Raw genomic sequence first — 23,532 nt, 5'->3', positions numbered from 1 at the left:
TTTGACGCCGTGCTCGCCGCCATCGAAAACCCTTCTGGATGTTTTCCGGCGCGCCGCCCAAGGAGGGTTCCTATGACAGTTCGTTCGCTTTTCCTTCTGCCCGGTGATGGTATCGGCCCTGAGGCCATGGCCGAAGTCCGCAAGCTGATCGACTATATGAACAGCGCTGAAGGTGCCGGTTTCACAGTCTCCGAAGGCTTGGTCGGGGGTTCCGCCTATGACGCCCATGGCGTTGCGATTTCCGATGCGGACATGGAAAAGGCGCTCGCTGCCGATGCTATACTGTTCGGCGCCGTAGGCGGCCCGAAATGGGATGGCGTTCCCTATGAGCATCGCCCGGAAGCCGGCCTTCTTCGCCTGCGCAAGGATCTTGAACTTTTCGCCAATCTGCGCCCCGCCATCTGCTACCCGGCACTCGCCGCCGCTTCCTCCCTGAAGCCGGAACTTGTCGAAGGTCTCGATATCCTCATCGTTCGCGAGCTGACGGGCGGCGTTTATTTCGGTGAACCAAAGCAGATCATCGACCTCGGCAACGGCCAGAAGCGCGGTATCGACACTCAGATCTATGACACCTTCGAGATCGAGCGCATTGCCAGTGTCGCTTTCGAGCTGGCCCGCACCCGCGACAACCGCGTCTGCTCGATGGAAAAACGCAACGTGATGAAGTCGGGCGTGCTGTGGAACCAGGTGGTTACCGAAACCCATGCTGCAAAGTACAGGGATGTTCAGCTGGAGCATATGCTGGCGGATGCCGGCGGCATGCAGCTGGTGCGCAAACCCAAGCAGTTCGACGTTATTGTCACCGACAATCTCTTCGGCGACATGCTTTCCGACGTCGCCGCCATGCTCACTGGCTCGCTTGGCATGCTGCCTTCTGCCTCGCTTGGCGCACCGGACGCCAAGACCGGCAAACGCAAGGCGATGTACGAGCCGGTCCACGGCTCGGCGCCTGACATTGCCGGCAAGGGCATCGCCAACCCCATCGCCATGATCGCGTCCTTCGCCATGTGCCTTCGCTACTCGTTCAACATGGTGGATGAGGCAACGAAACTCGAGACAGCGATTGCAAATGTGCTCGACAAGGGCATCCGCACCGCCGACATCATGGCAGAAGGCAGCCGCCAAGTCGGCACGTCCGAAATGGGTGATGCGGTTCTTGCCGAATTCAAGGCGCTTTCGGCGTAAGGCTTGATACAGGCTGGGCAGGCGGCATAGCCGTCTGCCCGTTTTCCTTCGTAAGAAGATGCTCGTAGCGCCTGTCGGTCAGTGTCATCAGAAACGCGACAATGGCGTCGACCCGCTTGTCGTCCAGCGCCGGCGCTGATGTCAGTTCCGCCATGGCGATATTCTCAGGCACCTCAGGCGCGTCCCAGGCTCTGCCGGTTTCAGGATTGATCTGACGGCTCGGCTTCTTGCTCTTATATTTCACGTAAAACAGCACGACCGTGCGCAGATCCTTGAACACGCCATTGTGCATGTAAGGGCCGGTCACGGCGACGTTGCGCAACGTCGGCACCTTGAATTTGCCGCGCTCAGCCGGATCACCGGCGACGATCGGATTCTGCGCAAGACCGAGATCGACTGCGCCCGGCTTCGAGCCATTTACGGCCCGGACAGGTGTATTGGCGGGCACACCGATGTTGAAATATTTGTGGTTGGTGAAGAGGCCGTCTTCCAGACCCTTGGCGCCCCGGATTTCGTGGCAGGTATTGCAATTGGTGAATTGCGTCGAGGAGATAAGAACCCGCCCCAGCTCTTCCTGATCAGTCAGCTTTTCCTCGCCACGCAGGAAGCGGTCATATCTGGAATCGAAGGTCGAGAACTCGTCCGATCGCTCAAAGCTCGCCAGCGCCTTCGTCATTGCGGCATAGGCGGTGTCGTCGTTCTCAAAAACATCCTTGCCGAACTGCGTGCCGAACGCCGCGACATAATCCGGATTCTCCTTGAGTCGCTTCACGACCGAGGGCTTGTCCGGCATACCCATTTCGACGGGGTTGAGCGGCGGTCCACCTGCCTGATCCTCCAGCAGCGAGGCGCGGCCGTCCCAGAACTGGCCACCCACATACTCTCCCGCCGCATTCCTGCCGAAAGGCGGTGAGAACCGGGCGTAGGCCGCGGTCGGCGCGTTGCGGTCGCCCAGTGAGAAACCGTCATCGCCGAGCGAAACATCGCGCCCAACCTTATCGTTTTCCCGTCCATCGGAAAAACCGGCCGCCTGCATATGGCAGGTGGAACAGGCCATCGTCCGGTTCATGGAAAGATTGGGATCGTCAAAGAGCGCCGCACCGAGCTTTTCCAGCGTCGCATAATCTTCGCCGCCATGAGCAGCCACGCCATCGAACCCGACACCGAAAGGAGCGAGCAGAACGGATGCAGCCAGAGCGGCGGAGAGAAAAAATCCGGGTTTCGTCATCGGTAGGCACGCTCGAGATAAATGCGCGATAGCAGATCCGGGCCGCGGCAGACAGAACGGCTTCCGGCCCGGACTTCACGGAACATGGAGCGCCGGAAGTATTTCCGTCTTTCCATGCCCTCTGAGAGGACCCTATAACACTTTCTCACGGTCGGAGCCTACAAACTTTCACAGCTTGCTCCACTTTGCCGCACGGGGATCAACCGCCCCGGGCAATGGCGTGGAAAAACGTGCCCGAAACGAGGCCTCGCCTGCCGCCCGATGGCCCGAGCGGGCGACCCTGCCCGTCGGCTATCTCAGCAAAAGGCGCGTCTTGGCCGGGGTCGATGACCCGGGCATAATGGAATTCATGGCCGCGCAGAACTTCCCCTGCCGATCCGAGCGGACCATTCACCGCAATTGTTGCCTGCCGGTAGCCGAGACTCATCTTGCGCGTGGCAAAGCTGGTGGCATGCGACAACAGACCTGTCATGGCATGGGTCACCCCATCGGCATCCTCCAGCGCCGCCCCCATCACCATGTAACCACCGCACTCGCCATGCACGGGCTTTGTCGCGGCAAAGCGGGTAATGCCGGCCTTGAAAACAGCGGCATTCGCGAGTTTTCCGGCAAAAAGCTCGGGATACCCGCCGGGCAGCCAGCAGATATCACAGCTCCCATCCGGAGCCTCATCGGCGAGCGGAGAAAAAGGCACGATTTCGGCGCCGGATGCATGCCAGTGCTTCTTGAGATGCGGGTAAAGGAAGGTGAAAGCTGCATCTTCCGCCAGCGCAATGCGCTGGCCGGGCGGCGCGATGGCTGCTGCTTTCGAACCCGGAGGCAGCTCGACCGGTGCAGCAAGTGACAACACGGCATCGAGATCGATGGATTTTTCCATCGCGTCCGCGAGCTTTTCGATATGTGCATCGATTTCCGGATGTTCGCTCGCCTGCACGAGACCCAGGTGACGTTCCGGCAGGATGAGGGAGGGATCGCGCAGCACGCATCCGGCAACCGGCAATCCGATTTTTTCGATGGCTTCCGTACACAGGAGCCTGTGCCTTTCGCTGCCGGCCCGGTTCAGCACCACCGCCGCCATGGTTACGGCGGGATCGTAATGGGCAAAACCGTGAGCAACCGCGGCGGCGGTCTGCGACTGACCGGACACATCGAGGACCAGCAGCACGGGAATGCCGAATAGCCGTGCCAGATCCGCAGCCGAACCGGTACGGTTTTCCGCCACCGAAATGCCGTCGAACAGGCCCATCGCGCTCTCGATCAGAATGAGATCGGCGTCCTGCGTGTGCTGTGAAAACAGGTGCCGCAGCAGCTCTGGCCTCATTGCCCAGCTATCCAGATTAAGACCTGATGAGCCGGTGGCGAAGGCATGGAAACCCGGGTCTATGTAATCGGGTCCCGTCTTGATGCCGCGTACCTTGATACCGCGTCTGGCGAAAGCCCGCAGCAGGCCGATAGTCACGCTGGTCTTGCCGGATCCCGAGCGCGCTGCGCCGATGATGATCGCCCGCGCCGTCATGCCTGCGAAACTCCCAGCCGCTCGCGCATCGACACAATCTCTCCGATGACGATTAAGGCCGGCGCTTCGAAATTTTCCCGCATTGCATCGCCAGCTATACTTTCCAGCTTGCTAATAAAGATGCGCTCTTGTTCAGTTGTCGCCGACATGATGACAGCGACCGGCGTCGTCGCCGCACGTCCGCCCTGCATCAGAAGCTTTGCAATCGCGCCGATATTCTTCAGACCCATATAAACGACGATGGGCTCCTGTGTTTTTGCCAGCGCCAGCCAGTCCAGGTCCTCCTCCGTGCCAGCCGCATGACCGGTGGCGAGCGTCACGGCGCGACTGATCCCACGCATCGTGGCTGGAATACGCGCAGAAGCCAGCGCCGCCAGCGAAGATGTCATGCCCGGCAATATGCGAAACGGAACGCCGGCACGGACCAGCGCCTCCGCTTCTTCGCCGCCACGGCCAAAAATGAAGGGATCGCCGCCCTTCAGCCGCAGCACCTTTTTTCCCTGCCGGGCGAAATCGATCAGCGAGGCGGTAATATCGTCCTGCGTCGCAGAGGGCTTGCCACCGCGCTTGCCGGCAAAGACGATCTCCGCCTGGGGACCGAGCGCCACGACATCGTCACTCACCAGCGCATCACGCACGATGATCTCGGCCTGGGAGAGTGCCAGCGCCACTTCGAGCGTCAGATAACGCACATCGCCCGGCCCTGCGCCCGCGAGCCAGACGTGCCCCGCTTCGAAGGCCGGACTTTTTGCGGCAATACTGTTCAAAATCTGCGGTATCGACATTCTCTTGGCTGCTTTTTAACGATGACGGAAAAAGCCGTCCCGGCTATAGGAATTCATATGGAAACGGATGGAAAGACCCTTCGCCGCGGCTGGACCACGGGCACCTGCGCGGCAGCCGCCACGAAGGCGGCCTGCGCCGCCCTTCTGACCGGCGAGTTTCCTTACCCTGTCGAGGTCGAACTTCCAAGCGGCGCGAGGCCCGCATTTTCCCTCGCGACCGAGGAAAAGGGTGAAAACTTCGCCCGCGCAGGTGTCATCAAGGATGCGGGCGATGACCCTGATGTTACCCACGGCGCACTGATCGAAAGCACGGTGCGGCGCGGTCAGCCGGGAAGCGGTATCACCTTCAAGGCCGGCACGGGCGTCGGCACCGTCACGCGGCCCGGACTGCCCCTGCCGCCAGGAGAACCCGCCATCAATCCCGTGCCACGCAAGATGATCGAAACCGCCATTCACGAGGTGGCTGGTGCGGAGGCTGATTTCGAAGTCGAAATTTCCGTTCGGGACGGCGAGAAACTTGCGGAAAAAACCCTCAACGGCAGACTCGGCATCCTCGGGGGTATCTCCATTCTCGGCACCACGGGCGTCGTTATCCCTTTTTCCTGCTCGGCCTGGATCCACTCCATCTGGCGAGGCATTGACGTGGCGCGTGCGACCGGCTGCACTCACGTGCTCGGCGCTACCGGGAACACCTCTGAAAAAGCGGGACAGGCGCTGTATGAACTGCCCGAGACCGCGTTGATCGACATGGGGGATTTCATCGGCGGCATGTTGAAATATCTGCGCAGCCACCCGGTCGAGCGGGTAACGATTGCTGGTGGCGTCGCCAAGATGACGAAGCTCGCCCAGGGGATGCTCGACGTGCACTCCAAAAAAGGTCTTGCCGATCTCGATGCGCTGGCGGCGCTGGCAGGGGAGGCAGGTGGCGATGGGGAACTCGCTGACGCCATTCGCAGCGCCAACACCGTCGCCCATGCTTTCCAGCTGGCCGATCGCAACGCTATCGATCTTGGCGCGATCGTTGCGGAAAAAGCCTGGGTGACCGCGGCGGCGGCGCTGAGGACGCCGGCCATAGCACTGGATATCCTTGTTTTCGATCGTCAGGGCGCGTTGAAGGGACGCACCGCCTCCACCCCGTCGCATCAGCCCGCCGCATCCTCCTTTGGAGACCGGAAGCGGCGTACATAGTCTGCACTGTAGAGTGCGCTTTCACGAAAATCCGTCGAGGCCAAACCACGACCGATGAAGATCAGCGCCGTGCGCTCGACAGGCTCGGCCGCAAGCTTGCCTTCGATATCGAACAGGCTACCGCGAATGACCCGCTCATCCGGCCAGGACGCCCGCACGACAATGGCGACGGGGCAATCGGAACCATAAAGCGGCGTCAATTCTTCCACGACCCTGCCGATGGCATGAATGGCAAGATGGATGGCAAGCGTCGCGCCCGTCGCGCCGAAAGCCTGCAGCGTCTCACCATCGGGCATCTTCGATGCACGCCCGGAAATCCGCGTCAGCACAAGGCTCTGCGCCACTTCCGGCACCGTCAGTTCGCGTTGCAAGGCTGCCGCGGCGGCGGCGAAGGAAGGAACCCCGGGCGTCACGCTGTAATCGAGCCCCAGCTGCTCCAGACGGCGGATCTGTTCGCCCATTGCGCTCCAGACGGAAAGGTCGCCGGAGTGCAACCGTGCAACGTCCTTGCCTTCCCTTGCTGCCGCGATGAATTCCGCCTCGATCTCATCCAGCGAAAGTGCGGCCGTATCGACAATACGCGCGCCCGGCGGGCAATAGTCGATCAGCGCCTTCGGAACCAGCGAGCCGGCATAAAGGCAGACCGGGCACGCCGCGATAAGATCGCGCCCGCGCACCGTAATGAGATCGGCGGCGCCCGGACCGGCACCGATGAAATGAACCGTCATTCGTGTTCTCCATGTTCGATCGCGCAGCCGCCATCCTCTGGGGCGGCACCGTCAGCGGTTGCGATGGCCACCGTCACATCGCCGTGTACGAGCCGCGGCGCGACCAGCCTTGCATTCTCTCCCGCTGCCGCAAGCGCCGCGGTTTCGCTCACGCTCGGCAAACCGGACCGCTCGAAACTTGCGCGTGAAAACGTCAGCGTTTTCGAGATAACGGCATCAAGCCGATGCTGCGCGACGATTTCGAGCGACAGGGAAAGAGTTTTCGCCGCTTCCGCAAGGCCGGCTTCCCGCGATTTAAGTGGCGCAGTTGCCAGGCGGTCGGCCTTGACGCCAAAATCCTGCTCGGCAGCCCGCAAGGCAGCGATGATCATCCCCGCCGTCGCTCCCTTGCGGCAGCCTATGCCAGCCACGATCACCATGGCTTCACCCAGCTCCACTGGGTCACCGGCATGGCCGGACGCCACCCCGACATTGAACCGACAGCCGCCGCCCGCGACACATCCAGCCTTACGATCGAACCGCCGAGCCTCGCATGCGCGGCCAGCAGAACTGCCTCCATTTCCAACGTCACGGCATTGGCGACCAGACGCCCCCCGGATTTCAATGCCCCCACGGCCCCATCGAATACACCCGCTTCACTGCCGCCGCCGCCAATGAAGATTGCGTCCGGACGGGGTAACCCTTCAAAAGCGTCGGGAGCGGAACCGATCATGACCTCAAGCCCGGGAACACCGCAGACGTCGGCATTAAACGTTATGCGTTCCGCCCTTGCCGGGTGCTGCTCTATGGCAATGGCGCGGAGCGAAGGGTGCGACAGCATCCATTCAATGCCGATCGAGCCGGAACCCGCACCGATATCCCACAGCAGTTCGCCGCGGCGTGGCGCCAGCGAGGACAGGGTCACAGCCCGGATTTCGCGTTTGGTGATCTGCCCGTCATGTTCGAACAGGCCATCGTCAAGTCCGTGCGCAAAGGGCAGGATACGTGCGCCTTGATCCGCAACAACGTCAATTGCCACGACATTCAGCGCATTGACGTCCTCAACGGCGAAATCGCTCGCCGGGACGCGGTGCGATCTTTCCCGTTCTCCTCCCAAAGCCTCGAGCAGAGTGAATTCCGATCGGCCGAAACCGGAGGCAGACAGCAATTTTGCGATCAAAGCCGGGTCACGCTCGTCCGACGTCAGCGCTATGATGCGGGTGCCGGGATGGAGATGCGGCCGCAAAAGGTCGATGGGTCGGCCGTGCAGCGAAACGCACTCGACCGATTGCAGCGGCCAGCCGAGCCGGGAAGCCGCGAGAGAAAAGGCCGAAGGCGAAGGATACGATGCAACCTCTCGGACAGGGACGTTTCTCAGAAGCGTGACGCCCACACCGTAGAAGAATGGATCACCGGATGCCAGCACGCAAACCCTCCTGCCGCGCAGCGCCAGAACGTCCCTCATCTCCACGTCGAATGGCACGGGCCAGGCCCGCGCCTCGCCCTGAATGGCCGCAGCTGCCAGGTCCAGATGACGTTTGCCGCCAAAGACAATTTCGGCGGCCTCGATTGCCCGCAGCGCATTTTTACCGAGCCCGTCAAGCCCGTCCTCGCCGATGCCGACGATGGAAAGCCAGCGCGTTGCTTCCTTTTCGGTGGAAGCCTTGCCCGTTCCGGAATATTCAGAGGTCATGACACGCTCCATACTCATTCTTGGCGGCACGACCGATGCCCGCCTCCTGGCCGGCCGGCTGGGCGAAGATTCCAGCTATCGTATCCTGCTCTCCATGGCGGGGCGCACGATCTCCCCGGTGGAACAGCCCGTACCCATGCGCAGTGGCGGCTTCGGCGGTGCGGCGGGGCTGGCGGATTTCATCCGCGCCGGGAATTTCGATATTCTGGTGGATGCGACCCATCCCTATGCCGCCAGAATTTCCGCCAATGCCGTGGAGGCGTCGAAGCGCGCCGGCGTTCCGCTCATCAGGCTTTCGCGTCCCGCCTGGCAGCGTCAGCCGGGCGATAACTGGCAAAGTGTCGAGAGCATCGATCAGGCGGTCGTCGCGCTTGGCGGCCAAGGCAGATGCGTTTTTCTGGCGCTCGGTCGACAGGAGCTTCTTCCTTTTGAGGCCGCGCCCCAGCACAACTATCTCATCCGCAGCGTCGATCCCGTGGAACCGCCGCTGAAGTTGCCGGATGCGCGTTACATCACTGCACGCGGTCCTTTCGCAACGGAGGACGAAATCCGTATGCTGGAAGAAAACCGCATTGAGGTCGTGATATCGAAGAACTCGGGTGGCGCAGCAAGTTACGGCAAGATCGAAGCGGCCAGACAACTCCATCTGCCGGTTATCATGATCGAGCGGCCGAGGCAGTCGCACGACACGGCCGCCACAAGCGTAACGGTGCCGGATATAGCGACTGCGCTCACCGCCATCCACCATCAGTTTTCTCTTTTCGAAAAACGAGGCGAATAAACGATCGGTTCTTTTCCGGGACGTTCGATCAAACGCGTTTCTTCCGAACCGACAATGACACAGGTCGCCATGTCTGCCATGTCGCTCGACGCCTCCGATAGCGGCACGACCCGTATGCGCTCATCCAGGCGGCCTGCCGCCCTGCCGAAGATCACCGGCACCGATCCGGGCAGATGCACCCGCAACAGGTCAAACGCCGTGCCGAGCTGATGCGGCCGCGCCTTGCTGACAGGATTATAGAAGGCCATCACGAAACCCGCCTGCGCCGCTGCGATCAGTCGTTTCTCGATGATTCCCCATGGTTTGAGATTGTCCGACAGTGAAATGGCGCAAAAATCATGCCCAAGCGGCGCACCAGCTCTTGCCGCCACCGCCAGCATCGCCGTCACGCCCGGCACGACGGAAACATCGATATCGCGCCATTCGGATGGACCATTTTCGATTGCCTCGCAGATGGCCGCCGCCATGGCGAAAACACCGGGATCACCACCGGAAACCACGCAGACCCTGCCACCTTCGGCCGCAAGCCGAAGAGCCTGTTCAGCGCGGGAGATCTCCTCACGATTATCGGAGGCATGACGGCGCTGATGGGGACCAAGCGACAGCCGGTCGAGATAAGGAATATAGCCGAAAAAATCGTCGGATGCCGCGACAGCGGCGAGCGCCTCCGGCGTCACCTGTGCAGCATTACCGGGTCCCAGTCCGACGACGACGAGCTTGCCGGTCATGGTGCTTCACCCGGGCCGGGCCTCGTTTTCCAGCCAGGTACAAGAACCAGCGAAAAGTAGGGTGCAGGCGAAGCATCCCGCTCGATGAGCCGCACTGCATGGCTGTTGGCCATGGTGCCGCGCTCGACATAAAGCGCCTGTTCGAGCCTGCCGGCCTTTTCCAGTGCACGGCGGATTTTGGGCAGGTTGCGCCCGACTTTCATGATGACCGCCCCGTCCGTGCCGGAAAGACGGTCAGAAAGAACATCTTCTGCAAGCGTTCCAGGAAGCACGCTCAGAATATCGTCTCCCTGCACCAGCGGCAGCCCAGCCATGGACCAACAGCCGGACATGGCGGTGATGCCGGCTACGACTTCCGCCTGATAGGACGGCGCAAGCCGCAGATGCAGATGCATATAGGAGCCATAGAACAGCGGATCGCCTTCCGAGAGCACGGCAACATTCCTGCCGGCTTCGAGATGTGCTGCAATGTCCTTCGCCGACTGATCGAAAAATCGGGCGATCGCATCGCGATAATCCTCACCGTTCTTGTCGCTTTCAACCGTGACGGGGTAAACCAACGGCATTTCAAGCGTGCCCGGACGGATAAAGGCCTCGACGATACCACGGCCGTTGCCGCTACTGCCCTTTTTGCAGAAGAAAGCCAGAACGTCGGCTGCCTCGATGGCACGCACCGCTTTCAGCGTCAGCAGTTCAGGATCGCCGGGACCGGTGCCGACGCCGACGAGTTTCCCCTTACGATGTTCAAAAAGAGCCGCGCTCACAGGCCCGCCCTCGCAACCGCGTTGACGGCGGCAGCCGTCATGGCCGAGCCGCCCATGCGTCCCTTGACGATGGCATAGGGAATGCCGAGCGTACTGACTTCCAACGCATCCTTCGATTCCGCTGCGCCGACGAAACCGACCGGCATGCCGATGATGGCGGCGGGGCGAGGCGCGCCCTTTTCGAGCATCTCCAGAAGATAGAACAGGGCTGTTGGCGCGTTGCCGATCGCCACCAGAGCACCGTCCATGTGCTCCGCCCAGAGATCAAGCGCGGCGGCCGAACGTGTATTGCCGATGGACCTCGCAATGTCGGGCGTGCGCGGATCACGAAGTGTGCAGATGACCGCATTGGCGGCTGGCAGGCGCGCGCGCGTCACACCATGGGCGACCATTTCCGCATCGCAAAGGATAGGCTTGCCCGCAAGGAGTGCGCCACGCGCGGCAGAGACAAAATCCGGGGAGAAACGGAAATGGGCGGCGGCCTCAACCAGCCCGCAGGCATGAATCATGCGAATGGCGATGTCCGCCTGATCCTCGGCAAAAGCGGACAAATCCGCTTCCTCGCGTATTATGGCGAAGGAGCGCTCATAGATCGCATTGCCATCGCGAATATAGTCATAGTCGGTCATCGGTCATCCTGTCGAAGCGCCGCGACAATTGCCTGCCTGCCCAGACGGGCAAACAGGCCAGCGGCGTTTTCCCCGGGCTTATGTTCTTTTTCATAAAGACGGGCAAGCCGCGAAAGCGCCGCTCTTTGTTGTGCAAAGGGTAAAATGCCGTCCGGCGAATCACCGGCGCGGCCAAAAATCGAAAAAGCCATGCCATTATCGGAACCTGAAAAGGTCAGAAGCGACGGCGCGGGATGGGCGCAGCCTTTGCCACATCCGGAAATATGCAGGTTCACGGAACCGTCGAGCAGCGGGGCGCAAGCGCCTGCCGCAAAGGAAGCCAGTTCGTGAGTAGGATAAAAGGCCGACGCGCAACCGGGAGCGCCGGGACAGACTGCTATGGAAGATCGCCCGTCGCCGGCAGCCGTGACGAAACCCGATGTTCCGGCACTCGCAAGCAGTGCGCCGCACGCGCGCTGGGAACCGAAAAACAGCAGGCTATGATTTATCGCTGGCCGAAGAGACTGAATACCGAGCACGGCGGCCGCTTCGCAGAGACGCGCTATATCAGCGGCTTTGATCTGACTGAAGGCAGGCGCGACGCCTGCAGCAAAACCGGCCCCGCCTGCGGCCATCAAACCCAAAGGCACGAGGGACCGGGATGCCTCGCTTCCGGCCAGATCCACCAGATGATCACCACAGATCGCTTCAATCATCTTCCGATCCAGATCGCGACCGCGGGCGAGCGGACCTTTTTTTGCCAGAAGCGCGAGCAATTCAAGGACGACACCAGCTGCGGCGCCGGCGCCAACCAGCCCCGCATCCACTGAGCTGCTTTCCGGACCGCCCACAAACAGGCGCCAGAAGACCTGCCCTTCCAGACGCTGTGCTTTCAGGCGGATGTCAGCGAGCAAATCTCCCATGGAAACATATCCGCCACCGTCGATCACCACAGACATTTTGGCGGCGAGTTTTTCAGCAAGTCCCGGCGCTTTTGCCTCCCGGCGAATCTCGTCTGCAAGAGAACGGCCATCGGCAATTTCCGTCTCGTCACGACCGGATAAGGGCGACACCTCAACCGCCAGCCCATCGCGAAGCGGTAGACCAAGCGCCAGAACCTCTTTTTCCAGAAAGCGCGCGCTCTCGGGCGACAGACCGCGAAATTGCAGGCTGCCCCGGGCGGTAATGTCCATCAAGCCATTGCCATGGAAATCCGAAAGATCGCAAAGCCTCTTCATCTCAAGGGGCGTGATATCCTCTTCGAATGCGATCCGTGACAGGAGACCATCGCCGGTGGGCATGGGTGCAGAGAGAGCCGGGCATGCGCCGCGGCGGCTGACTGGCTGAACGGGATTGAATAAGGCCGTCATCACGCGCCGACCCTTTCCGGACGGGGCAAAAGCAGCATTTCAAGCTCCGCATCCACCGCGTTTCGGCGACTGTGCCACAGGCCGCGGCGGCGGGCGGACAAGAAACGTTCCGCCATCACCCGCGCTGCCTTCGGGTTTTCGCGCAGGATGAAATCGCGCACCGCTTCATTGCCGAAATAGGCATCGTAAAGGGCTTCGATCAACGATGACGACACCGCATTGGTGGTTTCGGCAAAGCCGACCAGCCGGTCCACCGTCTCGGCAAACTCCGCCGCACCGCGTGGGCCGTGTCGCATCTGGCCTTCGATGAAGCGCGGATTGACGGCACGGGCCCGCACCACCCGCGTCAGGGCCTGTGTCATCGATCTTGCCCGTGGGCGCGCCGGATCGGTCGTATCCAGCGCCACGATATCGGCAACGCCTCCAAGTGCAGCCTTGGCAGCGGAAAAGCCGCCAATGAAAGCGACATCGGAAGAACCGTCCAGAAGATCGCGGCCGGGATCATCGCCGGTGTGAACCAGAAGATCAGCCCGGCGCACCGCCTGCGCAAATCCGGCATCCTCGAAAATCTCCAGCCCGTCCGCACCCCCGAATGCGTGACTTGCCGCATCTAAGTAGGCTTTACCCAGCTCCTCGCGTTCGTCCCATTTGCCGCTGGCGAGCTTCTCCTCAATACCGGCACCATAGGTGCCGGGCGCAGAGCCGAAAATCCGCGGTGGTATATGACCGAGCAGAGCCGCCTCTTCCGCAAGCGGATTGTCGCCCGGCGCTTCTTCACGCCGCGCCACGGCCTTGGCGGCAGCATCGAGAAGCGCGATCAGCGCAGGAAACATATCCCGGAACAGACCGGAAATGCGGAACGTGACATCAACGCGTGGACGGCCGAGGCTGGCCGGCGGCAGCACCTCGATGCCGGTCACGCGGCCGGTGCCGGCGTCGTAAATCGGCCGCGCTCCCATCAGGTGCAGCGCCTGCGCCACATCCTCGCCGCCGTTGCGAAGACTGGCACTTCCCCAGAGATCGAACACCAGATGTTTCGGCCAATCCCCGTGGCTCTGCAGATGATGACGGAGCACCTCTTCGCCGGCCATGCGCCCTAGTTCAAAAGCGGTGGGCGTCGGCATCGTGCGCGGATCCGCTGCATAAAGATTGCGGCCCGTGGGAAGTACATCGACCCGGCCCCGTGCCGGTGCGCCGGAAGGACCGGGAGGAACGTGCCGGCCATCGAGTGCGGCAAGCAAGGCCGCCTTCTCGGCCCGGGCGCTTTGAAGTCTCAGAGGATCAGCCTCACCTTCGGCGCAGCGGCCGAAAATGTGTTGGCCGTCCTTGATCGCAAAATCCTTGAGATCACAGAGAAAGGCGTCGATGCGTGAGAGGGCGGCGTCGGCATCGTCTTTCGTATTCACGCCGGCCTCGGTTGCAAGCCCGGTTTCCTGCGCTTTTTCAATGATCAGCTTCGCCAGCCGGTCGCGCCGGCGCCGATCGAGCCCATCGGCCTGCGCATATTCGTCGACCAGCTGTTCAAGCGCCAGTTGTTCCGGCGAAAGCCCGGCATTAACCAGCACCGGCGGAATATGGCCGATGGTGACGGCTGCAATACGCCGTTTCGCCACCGCCGCCTCACCGGGATTGGAAACGATAAACGGATAAATCACCGGCAGCGGACCAGTGACAATTTCCGGAAAGCACTTGCGGGAAAGCGCCACTGTCTTGCCGGGCAGCCATTCCAGCGTACCGTGCGCGCCCACATGCACGATGGCATGGGCGGATGCCACGCGCTGCATCCATGCGCCGAAGGCAACAAGCGCGTGGCGCGGAGGCAGGGCGGGATCGTGATAGTCAACCCGGCGGTCCTCATTGCGCCCCCTGTCCGGCGCAAGCGCCACGAAGACCTGGCCGAAACGCGCGACGCGAAAACGAAACCCGCCATCGGCGAAAGCTTCATCACTTTCCGCAGCTCCCCATGTCGCACTCAAGGAGGCCGCGGCATCGTCAGGCAAACCCGAAAGAAAACCTCGATAGTCCGCAAGATCGATCGCCGCTTCCTGCTGCTCAAGGCGATCGAGCAGCGCCCTTGCCGTTTCGGGAATATCTTCGACGCAATAGCCGGCATCAGCAAGATCTCGCAGCATTTCGAGCACGCTTTGCGGCACATCCAGACCAACGGCATAACCGGTTCGCCCCGGAGCTGCACCCGGATAATCCGGCATCAGAACGACAATGCGCCGCTCCTCCGGCGAGGTATTTTTCAGACGCAGGAAGGCCGCGATGCGGCTTGCCACCTGTTCGACACGATCCGCCTCCGGCATGTTTACGAGACTGATACCGCCATCGGTCCGAGGCTGTTTGAATGAAATCACGCCTGCGAAAATCCGGCCATCCAGTTCAGGCAGCACAATATGCATGGCTAGATCGGACGGGTTCAGTCCACGCGCATTCGCCGCCCAGCCGTCGCGGCGGGTCGTCGCCATGGCGACCTGGAAAACAGGAACGCCAAGCCGATCGAACAGCGTATGGCCATCGGCATCGCTCTGACTGGCAAAGGCCGTCGCAGCAAGGATGGCAGCGGGCTGAATATCTCTCAGCGCCTTTTCGAGAAAGCGAAGGGCGTCGCCATCCTTCAGGCCGCTGACAAAAATCGGCACCGGAGAGAAACCGCGCTCGCAAAGCGCGTGAAAGAGCGCATCCACCGGCGCTGCATCCGCAGCCAGCAACATGGAGCGATAAAAGACAATAGGCAGAACGGGCGCGGCAGCCGGGAAGCCAGAGCAGGCCTCCATTTGCCCCAACACCCCCAACCCCGGCCGATAAAAGCCGGCTTTCGGCAATGGCTCAGCTTCTATCATCGGCCATGCGTCATCTCTTGCCAGAACGGCGAGGCCACCGGCAAGGCGACCCATATTCTCTCTTCCACCTTCGCGGAAAAAGGAAAGGACGGATGCCAGGATGTGTGTGTCCACGGTCGACGCCGCTTCGAGCTTTTCGTCCCTTTCACTGCATTCGCCGGGCAGAAGCAGAAGCTTTATGCCACGTCGGCGCGCCATGCTGGAAAGCTGATCAACTCCATAACGCCAGCGTTCCGCTCCACCGAGGATTCGGACCAGGATGACCGTGGCATGCTCCGCTGTCTTTTCGATCCACAGGTCAACCGACATGGGATGGCGAAGCTCGGCGAGGTTTGCGGCGGACAGGCTGGGGAGCACACTGTCCGCCTGTCGCCACGCCTGCTCAAGCCCGGCAAGATCGCTCGTCGAAAACGACAGCATCACCACATCCGATCGAGGCTGGTTGAGGTCAACCGGCTCGATCAGATCGTCAAGAGACGAGGATGTGGTGGCAAGAATATGCATCGTCAGGCGGCCAGCATCTGTTCGATCTTTTCGCGATTGATGCCCTTTTCGCCGATAATGACCAGTCGGCTGCGGCGCTGCTCGCCCGCTGCCCAGGGGCGGTCGTAATAATGATTGACCCGGCTTCCGACCGCCTGCACCTGCAGACGCATGGGCTTGGCGGAAACTTCGACAAAGCCCTTGATGCGCAGGACGTTTTCAGCCGCAGCCGTTTCGGCAATGCGCGCCGCCAGTGCTTCCGGATCGGCCACGGCCGGCAGGTCGATGACGAAGCTGTCGAAATCGTCGTGTTCATGGTCGAGTTCACCGTCATGGTGGGTGCGGCGGTTTTCGATATCCTCTTCAACGGCAAGACCAAGACCGATCAGCACGGCGGGGTCGATGGCGCCATTGGCGGCCACAACGATCTTCGCCGCCTTCGGCAGATGTTCGAGCACATGCGCCCTCGCCTTGTCGAGGCCGGCTTCATCAAGGAGATCGGCCTTGGTGAGAACGATGAGATCGGCGCAGGCGACCTGGTCCTCGAAAACTTCCTCAACCGGATCATCGTGATCAAGCGCCTCGTCATTGGCCCGCTGAGCAGCGAGCGCCTCCATGTCGTGCGCGACCTTTCCTTCAGCAAGGGCGGCGCCATCCACCACGGCCACGACGGCGTCCACGGTCACGCGGCTCTTGATGGCCGGCCATTGGAAAGCCTGGACCAGCGGCTTAGGCAGGGCAAGACCAGAGGTCTCGATCAGGATATGCTCCACCTTCGGCTGGCGGCTGAGAATTTGTTCGATCGCGGGCTGGAAATCGTCAGCCACCGTGCAGCAGATACAGCCGTTGGCCAGTTCGACGATGTTTTCTTCGGGGCAGCTTTCAATGCCGCAGCCTTTCAGGATTTCGCCGTCGATACCGATATCGCCGAATTCATTGACGATGATTGCGAGCCGCTTGCCGTCCAGCTTTTCCAGAAGACCCCGCAACAGCGTCGTTTTTCCCGCCCCTAGAAAACCGGTGACGATGGTGCAGGGAACGCGGTCCAGATGGTTGCTCATGATCTCTCCTCGGTAAAATCGAATGGGGGAATGCGCGCCACCATGCCGCGCTTTAATGGTTCGGGGCGGCCGCGCCAGGGCATCAGGCCATCTGAAGACGCAGAAAGAAGCCGCGCGCCGGTCAGCAGGTCCCCTGCATCGTCGGGTGTCAGCCCACCAAACACATAGGACCAGCCATTGGCGCTGCGCAGCACGGCACTGAGGCCACGTTTGCAGTTGGCGAGACAATTGACGGAACGGACCGCGATGCCGGACGCTTCCGCCTCTGCGGTGACGGCCTCGGCAAGACGTGAACCGGCACGTGGCTCGGCGCTGGGATCAGCTTCGTCGCGACAGCTTCGGCAAACGAAAACGACCACACCGGACGCCGTTTCATCCTGCGCGTTTCCACCAGCAAATGAAGATGTCGCTGAAATATCCAAACCGTATCGTTCCCGCGCCAAGTCAAATTCTTCGGGGTGCGGATATCGAAAACGGTATGCGCACAGGCACAGACCGGCTGTTCGACGTTATCGACTGACCGGAGCACCCCGCCCGGTAGACGTTTTTCCTGAAGCGGCAGGTCTCCTGGCTTGCGGCTCGATGAGCGCCCGGACACCGCCTTCCCGAACCGTCTCTCTGGTCCAGTGGCTTTACGGTGCGGGCTTGCCGCTTACAGTTGCGGGGGCAGCCACGGAATGACCCGTTTCAGGGTGGAACCGTGTTCCCTCTTAGCTTTTCCCGTTGCCGGGGAAAGACCGTCAGTTCCTTACCCTTAGGCCGAACGGGCTTTGGGGTCAATGCCGCCCCCCGTGGCTCGCGCATTGCCGGGTGCGGCAAATTGGGTATAGTCGCCGCTCCGAAGGGCAGGGATAAGTTCCCGGCTGCTGGAGTGAAGAAGGAATATGCGATGACACGCGACATCAGCGACAACGAAGCCGAGCGCCATCGGCAGAAAATGGTCAACCGCAAGACGGTGCAGGATGCCGAAGTCGCGGCAAAGACCATCGAAAAAGGTCTACTGATGATCAATACCGGCCCCGGCAAGGGCAAGTCCACGGCCGCCTTCGGCCTTGCGTTGCGTATGCTCGGCATCGGGCGCAGGGTCGGCGTCGTGCAATTCATCAAGGGTGCATGGTCGACCGGCGAACAGCAGGCGCTGGCTCTGTTCGGTGACAAGGTGGTGTGGCGTACCATGGGTGAAGGCTTCACCTGGGATACGCAGGATCTGAAGCGCGATGTTGCCGCTGCCGCGAAGGCGTGGGAAGAAGCCGTGACACTGATGGCTGACCAGACGATCGGCCTGCTGATACTCGACGAACTGAATATCGCATTGCGTTATGATTACCTGCCGCTTGATGAGGTCGTGACGGCGCTGGCCAGCCGCCGGCCCGATCTGCACATCATCGTCACCGGCCGCAATGCCAAGCAACCGCTGATAGACGCCGCCGACATGGTGACGGAGATGACGCTGGTAAAACATCATTTCAAGGCGGGCGTGAAAGCACAGCCAGGGATAGAATTCTGACATGGCCGCACGGGTTCTGATGTTTCAGGGAACCGGCTCGGATGTCGGCAAATCGCTGATGGTGGCCGGTCTAGCCCGCGCCTTCGTCAGGCGCGGCCTGTCCGTCATGCCGTTCAAACCACAGAACATGTCGAATAATGCGGCCGTTACCGCCGACGGCGGCGAGATCGGCCGAGCACAGGCGCTGCAGGCGCGGGCCGCTGGCGTACCCCTCTCTGTCCACATGAATCCGGTTCTTCTGAAACCGCAGAGCGAGACCGGGGCACAGGTGGTGGTTCAGGGCAAAATCGCCGGCAATGCCAGGGCAGCCGATTACCAGCACCTGAAAGCCGGGTTGATGCCGCGCGTGCTGGATAGCTTCAACCGCCTGAAACAACAGGCCGATCTGGTGCTGGTGGAGGGGGCGGGCAGCGCATCCGAAATCAATCTGCGTGCCAATGATATCGCCAATATGGGGTTTGCGAGAGCTGCTGACGCGCCTGTGATCCTCATCGGCGATATTGACCGCGGCGGCGTCATCGCCAGCCTTGTCGGTACCAAAGCCGTCCTCGAACCTGACGATGCGGCGATGATCGAAGGTTTCATCGTCAACCGCTTTCGCGGTGATCCCGCGTTGTTTTCGGACGGCATGCGGATGATTCAGAAAAGGACAGGCTGGGCCTCGATAGGCCTTCTGCCACATTTCTCCGATGCCACGAAACTGCCGGCTGAAGACGCGCTCGGTCTTTCCGGCCCGGCTGAGCGAAAACCCGGCGCAAAGATCCGCATCGCCGTGCCGATCCTGCCGCACATTTCCAATTTCGATGATCTCGACCCTCTGGACATGGAGCCGGACGTGGAACTGATCCGCGTGCGGCCGGGCGAGACCATTCCCGCCGATTGCCGGCTGGTTTTGCTGTGCGGTTCGAAATCCACCATTGCCGATCTCGCCGTGCTGAAAGATGCGGGTCTGGACATCGACATAAAGGCGCATGTGCGCCGCGGCGGCTACGTTCTCGGCCTTTGCGGTGGCTACCAGATGCTCGGAAAAACCGTTGCGGATCCTGACGGTATCGAGGGACCACCTGCGACTGTCGACGGGCTCGGTCTGCTTGATGTCGACACGGTTTTGACGGGTGACAAGCGACTCGTTTCCGTTCAAGGCGTGAGCTTTGATGGTGTTGGTTTATCCGGCTACGAAATGCATGTCGGGGAAACCACGGGAGCAGCAGGCAATCTGGCGTTTTCGACGATCGACGGCCATTACGATGGAAGCATCTCACCCGACGGCCGTGTCTTCGGCACCTATATTCATGGCCTTTTTGCTCATGATAGCCAGCGCGGCGCATGGTTGGAGCGTCTCGGCGGGTGCGGCACCGACCTGAACTATGATGCGCAGGTGGATGCGGTTCTCGACCGTCTGGCTGCGCATATGGAACAGCACCTCGATCTCGACGGTCTGCTGGCTATAGCGCGATAAGGATCGCCAGAAGCCCGAATAGGCCGATCAGCAACAGGTCCGCAATCCGTGCCAGCCGCAACGCCGTGCGAATATCGCCGGCGACCAGCGCAGACCTTCCGCCGTCCCCCATGAAACGCGCTTCGATCATCTGTCCGCCGTAAGAACGCGGTCCGGCAAGCGCAAAACCCAGCGCGCCGGCCAGCGCCGCCTCCGGCCAGCCTGCATTGGGAGAGCGGTGGTGGCGCGCATCGCGACGGATCGCGGCAATGGCCGCTTTTGGCGACGCGCCCTCGACAAAAAATGCGGCGACGACAAACAGGCTGCCGCTCAATCTCGAAGCGGGCAGATTGATGAGATCGTCAAGCCGGGCCGAAGCCCAGCCGAACGCTTCATGGCGAGGCGAACGATGACCGATCATGCTGTCGGCCGTATTGACCGCCTTATAAGCCGCGCCACCTGGCAGGCCCAGAAGCCCCATCCAGACGGCAGGGGCGACGATGCCATCGGAAAAGTTCTCGGCGAGACTTTCGATCGCCGCCCGGCAGATCGCCGCCTCATCCAGCTTTTGCGGGTCGCGGCCGACGATCATCGAGACAGCCTTGCGGCCACCCTCAACTCCTTCACGCTCCAGCGCAGTCGCAACCGCCTCCACATGCTGCTCCAGACTTTTCTGTGCCGGAAGCGAAGCACCGAGGATGGCGACCGCCAGAAGTCCGAAGGGCAGGAAAAGCAGAACAGATTGCGCAAACCATGCAAGGATCACCGTCAGCCCGACAAAAACAACCAGCGCCACAACACCCGCGGCCTTGCGCCGTGAAAATGACGCGCTGCCCCGGTTCCATTTTTGGTCCAGCAGCGCGATAAGCGAACCGACCCAGGTGACAGGATGGCCGATATGTTTGAACAGCCAGTCCGGATAACCGGTCAGGCGTTCGATCACGAGCGACAGGAAAGCGAGAGCGAGGAACATGGGCGAGACAATATCAGAAATGGCACAGGCTGCGATCCGCCACGGCGGCAATCTCGGCAGAGCGCGCCTGATGTTTCCAGACGCGTCTGAACCGTGGATCGACCTTTCGACCGGAATCAACCCGCATCCCTATCCGTATTCTGCCATTCCCGCCAGCGCATTCGCTCGCCTGCCGGAGCCCGAGACGGCCGACTATCTGAAACGGCTGGCCGCACTCCATTTTGGCGCACCCTCCGCCCGACATGTCACGCTATCGCCCGGCACCCAGATGCTCATGCCGCTGCTGGCTCAAACCGCACTTGCCCGGGGCGCCAAGAGCGGCGCGGTGCTGTCACCTGCCTACGCGGAACATGCCCGCACCGCACGCATGGCCGGGCTGACCATGAGGGAAGTGGAGCATGTCAGCGACCTGATCGCTCACGACTACGTGGTGGTGGTCAATCCCAACAACCCCGACGGACGTATCATCGATCGCGAAACTCTTTTGCGGCTCGCCGATTCAATGCATCGAAACGGCGGCCTGCTGGTGGTGGATGAAGCCTTCATCGAAACAGGAGGCGCCGAGAGCCTTGCGGATAGCGTTGATCGGCATGCTCTGGTCGTCCTTCGTTCCTTCGGCAAATTTTATGGCCTGGCGGGAATCCGGCTTGGTTTTGCAATTGCGCACCCTGATATCGCTGCGGGGTTGGAGGCGAGGCTCGGCCCATGGGCGGTTTCCGGCCCGGCGCTGCACATTGCAACGGAAGCCTTGGCGGATGGAACGTGGCAATCTGCGATGCGGCTGCGTCTCGCGGATGAAGCACGGCGCATGAATTGCCTTTTGGAAAAAGCGGGTCTGAACGGGGTTGGCGGCACGCCTCTGTTCACACTGGTGCGGGACGAGCGTGCCAAGGCCCTGTTCGACCATCTCGGCCGTCTCGGAATACTCGTGCGCATTTTCGATGAAAGGCCGGACGACATCCGTTTCGGCCTTCCGGGTAACGACGCTGAGTGGCAGCGCCTTCAAGCGGCGCTGCTCTCTTTCGATCATCCCTCGAAAGTGTAGGTTTCAATCGACTCCGGCTTCATTTCGATGGAGAAACCCGGCAGTTTCGGCGGCATATAAGCGGCGTTTCTGATATCGCAGGGCTCGATGAAATGCTCGTGTAGGTGATCCACATATTCGATGACGCGACCTTCCTTGGTGCCTGAAACCACCAGATAGTCGATCATCGACAGGTGCTGCACATATTCGCAAAGCCCGACGCCGCCAGCATGCGGCCAGACCGGCAGATTGTATTTGGCGGCAATCAGCAGCACCGCCAGCACTTCGTTGAGGCCACCCATACGGCAGCTGTCGATCTGCACCACATCGATCGCGCCTTCAGCGATGAACTGCTTGAACATGATGCGGTTCTGGCACATTTCGCCCGTCGCCACCTTCACGGAACCAATGGCTGCGCGAATCTTGCGATGGCCGGCGACATCATCCGGGCTGGTCGGTTCTTCGATGAAGAAGGGCTTGGAAAAGGCGAGCTTATTCACCCACTCGATTGCCTGGTCCACTTCCCACACCTGATTGGCATCGATCATCAGATAACGATCGGGGCCGATCACCTCGCGGGCAATGGTGAGACGGCGAATGTCATCCTCCAGATCACGTCCAACCTTCATCTTCACATGGTTGAAACCGGCATCGATGGCTTCCTGGCAAAGACGGCGCAGCTTGTCGTCGTCATAACCGAGCCAGCCTGCAGAGGTCGTATAGCAGGCGTAACCTTCGCTCTTCAGCGTCTCGATGCGTTCCTTTTTGCCGCTTTCGGCTTTCTTGAGAATTGCGAGCGCCTCGTCCCGGGTCAGCACGTCAGTGAGATAACGGTAATCAACGATATCGGCGATTTCTTCGGCGCTCATATCAGCCACCAGCTGCCACACCGGCTTACCGGCTTTCTTGGCCAGCAAATCCCACACTGCGTTGACAACGGCGCCGGTGGCGAGATGCATCGCACCCTTGTCGGGGCCGATCCAGCGCAGCTGGCTGTCGCTGGTCAGATGCCGCCAATATTTGCCGGGGTTCTCGGTGACCGTGGCAAGATCGGTGCCGACGACGAGGTGACGCATCGCTTCGATGGCCATGCAGCAAATATCGTTGCCCCGGCCGATGGTGAAGGTCAGGCCGTGGCCTTTAAGCCCCGGCTCATCCGTGTCGAGAATGACATAAGCCGCCGAATAATCCGGATCGGGGTTCATCGCATCGGAGCCGTCCAGGCTCTGGGATGTGGGGAAGCGCAGGTCGAAAACACGCAGATCAGTAATTTTTGTCATGGCCGTTTACTCGCGGTCAGTGCCTATGGAAATCGTTCAGTCGTGGTGGAAGGTTTCTTCCATCATAGCCCACCACTCGCCGTCCCTGCGGGTTTCGAGCGGTTTCTGGCAGGGAATGGTAAAAGACCACCATTCCTGGTTCTTGGGGCTTGCCGCCATCTTCGCCATATCGGCGCTGAAATCGGTGCCATGATACTCCCAATAGCCAAACAGCAGGTTTTCCGGCTCCCGCAGGAAAATCGTGTAGTTACGGATATTGCAATCGCTGATCAGCGCCAGAACTTCCGGCCAGACGGCGGCATGCAGCCTTTTATACTCCGCGATCATCTCCGGCTTGACGCCTATGACCATTCCCATACGCTGCATA

General features: G+C 61.1%; 22 protein-coding genes and 1 riboswitch. Of the genes, 6 read left to right on the top strand and 16 right to left on the bottom strand.

Translation table 11 applies throughout. The features are described from left to right. Positions 1 to 72 precede the first annotated feature (72 nt). On the top strand, positions 73 to 1,185 hold the full coding sequence (gene leuB, locus K7A42_RS10180) for a 3-isopropylmalate dehydrogenase (RefSeq protein ID WP_045533463.1): 1,113 nt from the start codon (positions 73 to 75) through the stop codon (positions 1,183 to 1,185). On the opposite strand, the gene K7A42_RS10175 is transcribed toward leuB, so the two are convergent. From K7A42_RS10175 to cobA, 3 genes are all read right to left on the bottom strand, one after another. Further along, positions 1,166 to 2,413: a cytochrome-c peroxidase gene (locus K7A42_RS10175; RefSeq protein ID WP_282455111.1), complete on the bottom strand. Its 1,248-nt coding sequence runs from the start codon at positions 2,411 to 2,413 to the stop codon at positions 1,166 to 1,168. The two genes, leuB and K7A42_RS10175, sit on opposite strands and share 20 nt — an antisense overlap. A gap of 199 nt (positions 2,414 to 2,612) precedes the next feature. After that, a complete protein-coding gene (locus K7A42_RS10170; RefSeq protein WP_282455110.1) occupies positions 2,613 to 3,929 on the bottom strand; it encodes a cobyrinate a,c-diamide synthase in 1,317 nt (438 codons plus the stop codon). After that, positions 3,926 to 4,714, bottom strand: a complete 789-nt coding sequence (gene cobA / locus K7A42_RS10165; protein ID WP_035208016.1) for a uroporphyrinogen-III C-methyltransferase — start codon at positions 4,712 to 4,714, stop codon at positions 3,926 to 3,928. Before cobA ends, K7A42_RS10170 begins: the two co-directional genes overlap by 4 nt. A 57-nt stretch (positions 4,715 to 4,771) precedes the next feature. Between cobA and K7A42_RS10160 the strand changes: the two genes are divergently transcribed. Then, complete coding sequence (locus K7A42_RS10160) at positions 4,772 to 5,902, top strand: cobalt-precorrin-5B (C(1))-methyltransferase (RefSeq protein WP_269842374.1); 1,131 nt, start codon at positions 4,772 to 4,774, stop codon at positions 5,900 to 5,902. Here the strand turns inward: K7A42_RS10160 and cobM are convergent. Genes cobM through cbiE form a run of 3 tightly spaced genes read right to left on the bottom strand, consistent with a single transcriptional unit; the run spans position 5,857 to position 8,302 of the window. Further along, positions 5,857 to 6,630 (bottom strand): precorrin-4 C(11)-methyltransferase, encoded by a 774-nt coding sequence (gene cobM, locus K7A42_RS10155; RefSeq protein WP_184288693.1) that lies wholly within the window; start codon positions 6,628 to 6,630, stop codon positions 5,857 to 5,859. The genes K7A42_RS10160 and cobM overlap by 46 nt on opposite strands. Further along, positions 6,627 to 7,049, bottom strand: coding sequence for a cobalamin biosynthesis protein (locus K7A42_RS10150; protein ID WP_004444156.1), 423 nt, complete (start codon positions 7,047 to 7,049; stop codon positions 6,627 to 6,629). The genes cobM and K7A42_RS10150 overlap by 4 nt, the downstream gene beginning before the upstream one ends. Next, a complete protein-coding gene (gene cbiE / locus K7A42_RS10145; RefSeq protein WP_142186884.1) occupies positions 7,043 to 8,302 on the bottom strand; it encodes a precorrin-6y C5,15-methyltransferase (decarboxylating) subunit CbiE in 1,260 nt (419 codons plus the stop codon). The genes K7A42_RS10150 and cbiE overlap by 7 nt, the downstream gene beginning before the upstream one ends. On the opposite strand from cbiE, the gene K7A42_RS10140 reads away from it, so the two are divergent. Further along, the gene (locus K7A42_RS10140; RefSeq protein WP_142186886.1) at positions 8,301 to 9,083 is read left to right on the top strand and encodes a cobalt-precorrin-6A reductase; all 783 of its coding nucleotides are present in this window, start codon (positions 8,301 to 8,303) and stop codon (positions 9,081 to 9,083) included. The genes cbiE and K7A42_RS10140 overlap by 2 nt on opposite strands. Here the strand turns inward: K7A42_RS10140 and K7A42_RS10135 are convergent. From K7A42_RS10135 to K7A42_RS10105, 7 genes are read right to left on the bottom strand one after another with little or no spacing between them, the layout of a single operon-like run. Further along, positions 9,050 to 9,811 (bottom strand): precorrin-3B C(17)-methyltransferase, encoded by a 762-nt coding sequence (locus K7A42_RS10135; RefSeq protein ID WP_004444163.1) that lies wholly within the window; start codon positions 9,809 to 9,811, stop codon positions 9,050 to 9,052. The two genes, K7A42_RS10140 and K7A42_RS10135, sit on opposite strands and share 34 nt — an antisense overlap. Further along, positions 9,808 to 10,575, bottom strand: a complete 768-nt coding sequence (locus K7A42_RS10130) for a precorrin-2 C(20)-methyltransferase (RefSeq protein ID WP_037090084.1) — start codon at positions 10,573 to 10,575, stop codon at positions 9,808 to 9,810. Before K7A42_RS10130 ends, K7A42_RS10135 begins: the two co-directional genes overlap by 4 nt. Further along, the gene (locus tag K7A42_RS10125; RefSeq protein ID WP_004444167.1) at positions 10,572 to 11,204 is read right to left on the bottom strand and encodes a precorrin-8X methylmutase; all 633 of its coding nucleotides are present in this window, start codon (positions 11,202 to 11,204) and stop codon (positions 10,572 to 10,574) included. The genes K7A42_RS10130 and K7A42_RS10125 overlap by 4 nt, the downstream gene beginning before the upstream one ends. Next, positions 11,201 to 12,553: a precorrin-3B synthase gene (gene cobG / locus K7A42_RS10120; protein WP_045533473.1), complete on the bottom strand. Its 1,353-nt coding sequence runs from the start codon at positions 12,551 to 12,553 to the stop codon at positions 11,201 to 11,203. Before cobG ends, K7A42_RS10125 begins: the two co-directional genes overlap by 4 nt. After that, the gene (cobN, locus tag K7A42_RS10115; RefSeq protein WP_282455109.1) at positions 12,553 to 15,903 is read right to left on the bottom strand and encodes a cobaltochelatase subunit CobN; all 3,351 of its coding nucleotides are present in this window, start codon (positions 15,901 to 15,903) and stop codon (positions 12,553 to 12,555) included. The genes cobG and cobN overlap by 1 nt, the downstream gene beginning before the upstream one ends. 2 nt (positions 15,904 to 15,905) lie before the next feature. Beyond that, positions 15,906 to 16,943 carry a cobalamin biosynthesis protein CobW gene (cobW, locus tag K7A42_RS10110; RefSeq protein WP_153776856.1) on the bottom strand — a complete coding sequence of 346 codons (1,038 nt, stop codon included), beginning with the start codon at positions 16,941 to 16,943 and terminating at the stop codon, positions 15,906 to 15,908. After that, positions 16,940 to 17,365, bottom strand: coding sequence for a DUF1636 family protein (locus K7A42_RS10105; protein ID WP_004444176.1), 426 nt, complete (start codon positions 17,363 to 17,365; stop codon positions 16,940 to 16,942). Before K7A42_RS10105 ends, cobW begins: the two co-directional genes overlap by 4 nt. Before the next feature lie 117 nt (positions 17,366 to 17,482). Continuing rightward, a riboswitch (cobalamin riboswitch) is annotated at positions 17,483 to 17,700 on the bottom strand. A 132-nt stretch (positions 17,701 to 17,832) separates the two neighbouring features. On the opposite strand from K7A42_RS10105, the gene cobO reads away from it, so the two are divergent. Next, entirely contained in the window at positions 17,833 to 18,450 is a 618-nt protein-coding gene (cobO, locus tag K7A42_RS10100; protein ID WP_282455108.1) for a cob(I)yrinic acid a,c-diamide adenosyltransferase, read from the top strand. 1 nt (position 18,451) lies between these two features. Then, positions 18,452 to 19,909, top strand: a complete 1,458-nt coding sequence (locus tag K7A42_RS10095; RefSeq protein WP_282455107.1) for a cobyric acid synthase — start codon at positions 18,452 to 18,454, stop codon at positions 19,907 to 19,909. Here K7A42_RS10095 and cbiB read toward each other — a convergent pair. Next, positions 19,896 to 20,861, bottom strand: coding sequence for an adenosylcobinamide-phosphate synthase CbiB (cbiB, locus tag K7A42_RS10090; RefSeq protein WP_072495204.1), 966 nt, complete (start codon positions 20,859 to 20,861; stop codon positions 19,896 to 19,898). The genes K7A42_RS10095 and cbiB overlap by 14 nt on opposite strands. On the opposite strand from cbiB, the gene cobD reads away from it, so the two are divergent. After that, complete coding sequence (gene cobD, locus K7A42_RS10085; RefSeq protein WP_282455106.1) at positions 20,860 to 21,906, top strand: threonine-phosphate decarboxylase CobD; 1,047 nt, start codon at positions 20,860 to 20,862, stop codon at positions 21,904 to 21,906. The genes cbiB and cobD overlap by 2 nt on opposite strands. On the opposite strand, the gene K7A42_RS10080 is transcribed toward cobD, so the two are convergent. Next, complete coding sequence (locus tag K7A42_RS10080) at positions 21,888 to 23,165, bottom strand: L-fuconate dehydratase (RefSeq protein ID WP_107340711.1); 1,278 nt, start codon at positions 23,163 to 23,165, stop codon at positions 21,888 to 21,890. The two genes, cobD and K7A42_RS10080, sit on opposite strands and share 19 nt — an antisense overlap. A 36-nt stretch (positions 23,166 to 23,201) precedes the next feature. After that, positions 23,202 to 23,531, bottom strand: a complete 330-nt coding sequence (locus K7A42_RS10075) for an L-rhamnose mutarotase (protein WP_006700267.1) — start codon at positions 23,529 to 23,531, stop codon at positions 23,202 to 23,204. Between the last annotated feature and the right edge of the window lies 1 nt (position 23,532).

The sequence above is a fragment of the Agrobacterium sp. InxBP2 genome (assembly GCF_026191755.1).
In the GTDB taxonomy this organism is placed as follows: Bacteria; Pseudomonadota; Alphaproteobacteria; order Rhizobiales; family Rhizobiaceae; genus Agrobacterium; species Agrobacterium pusense.
Note: the sequence above shows the minus strand (reverse complement) of the source record. Positions and strands in the feature narration are given on the sequence as shown.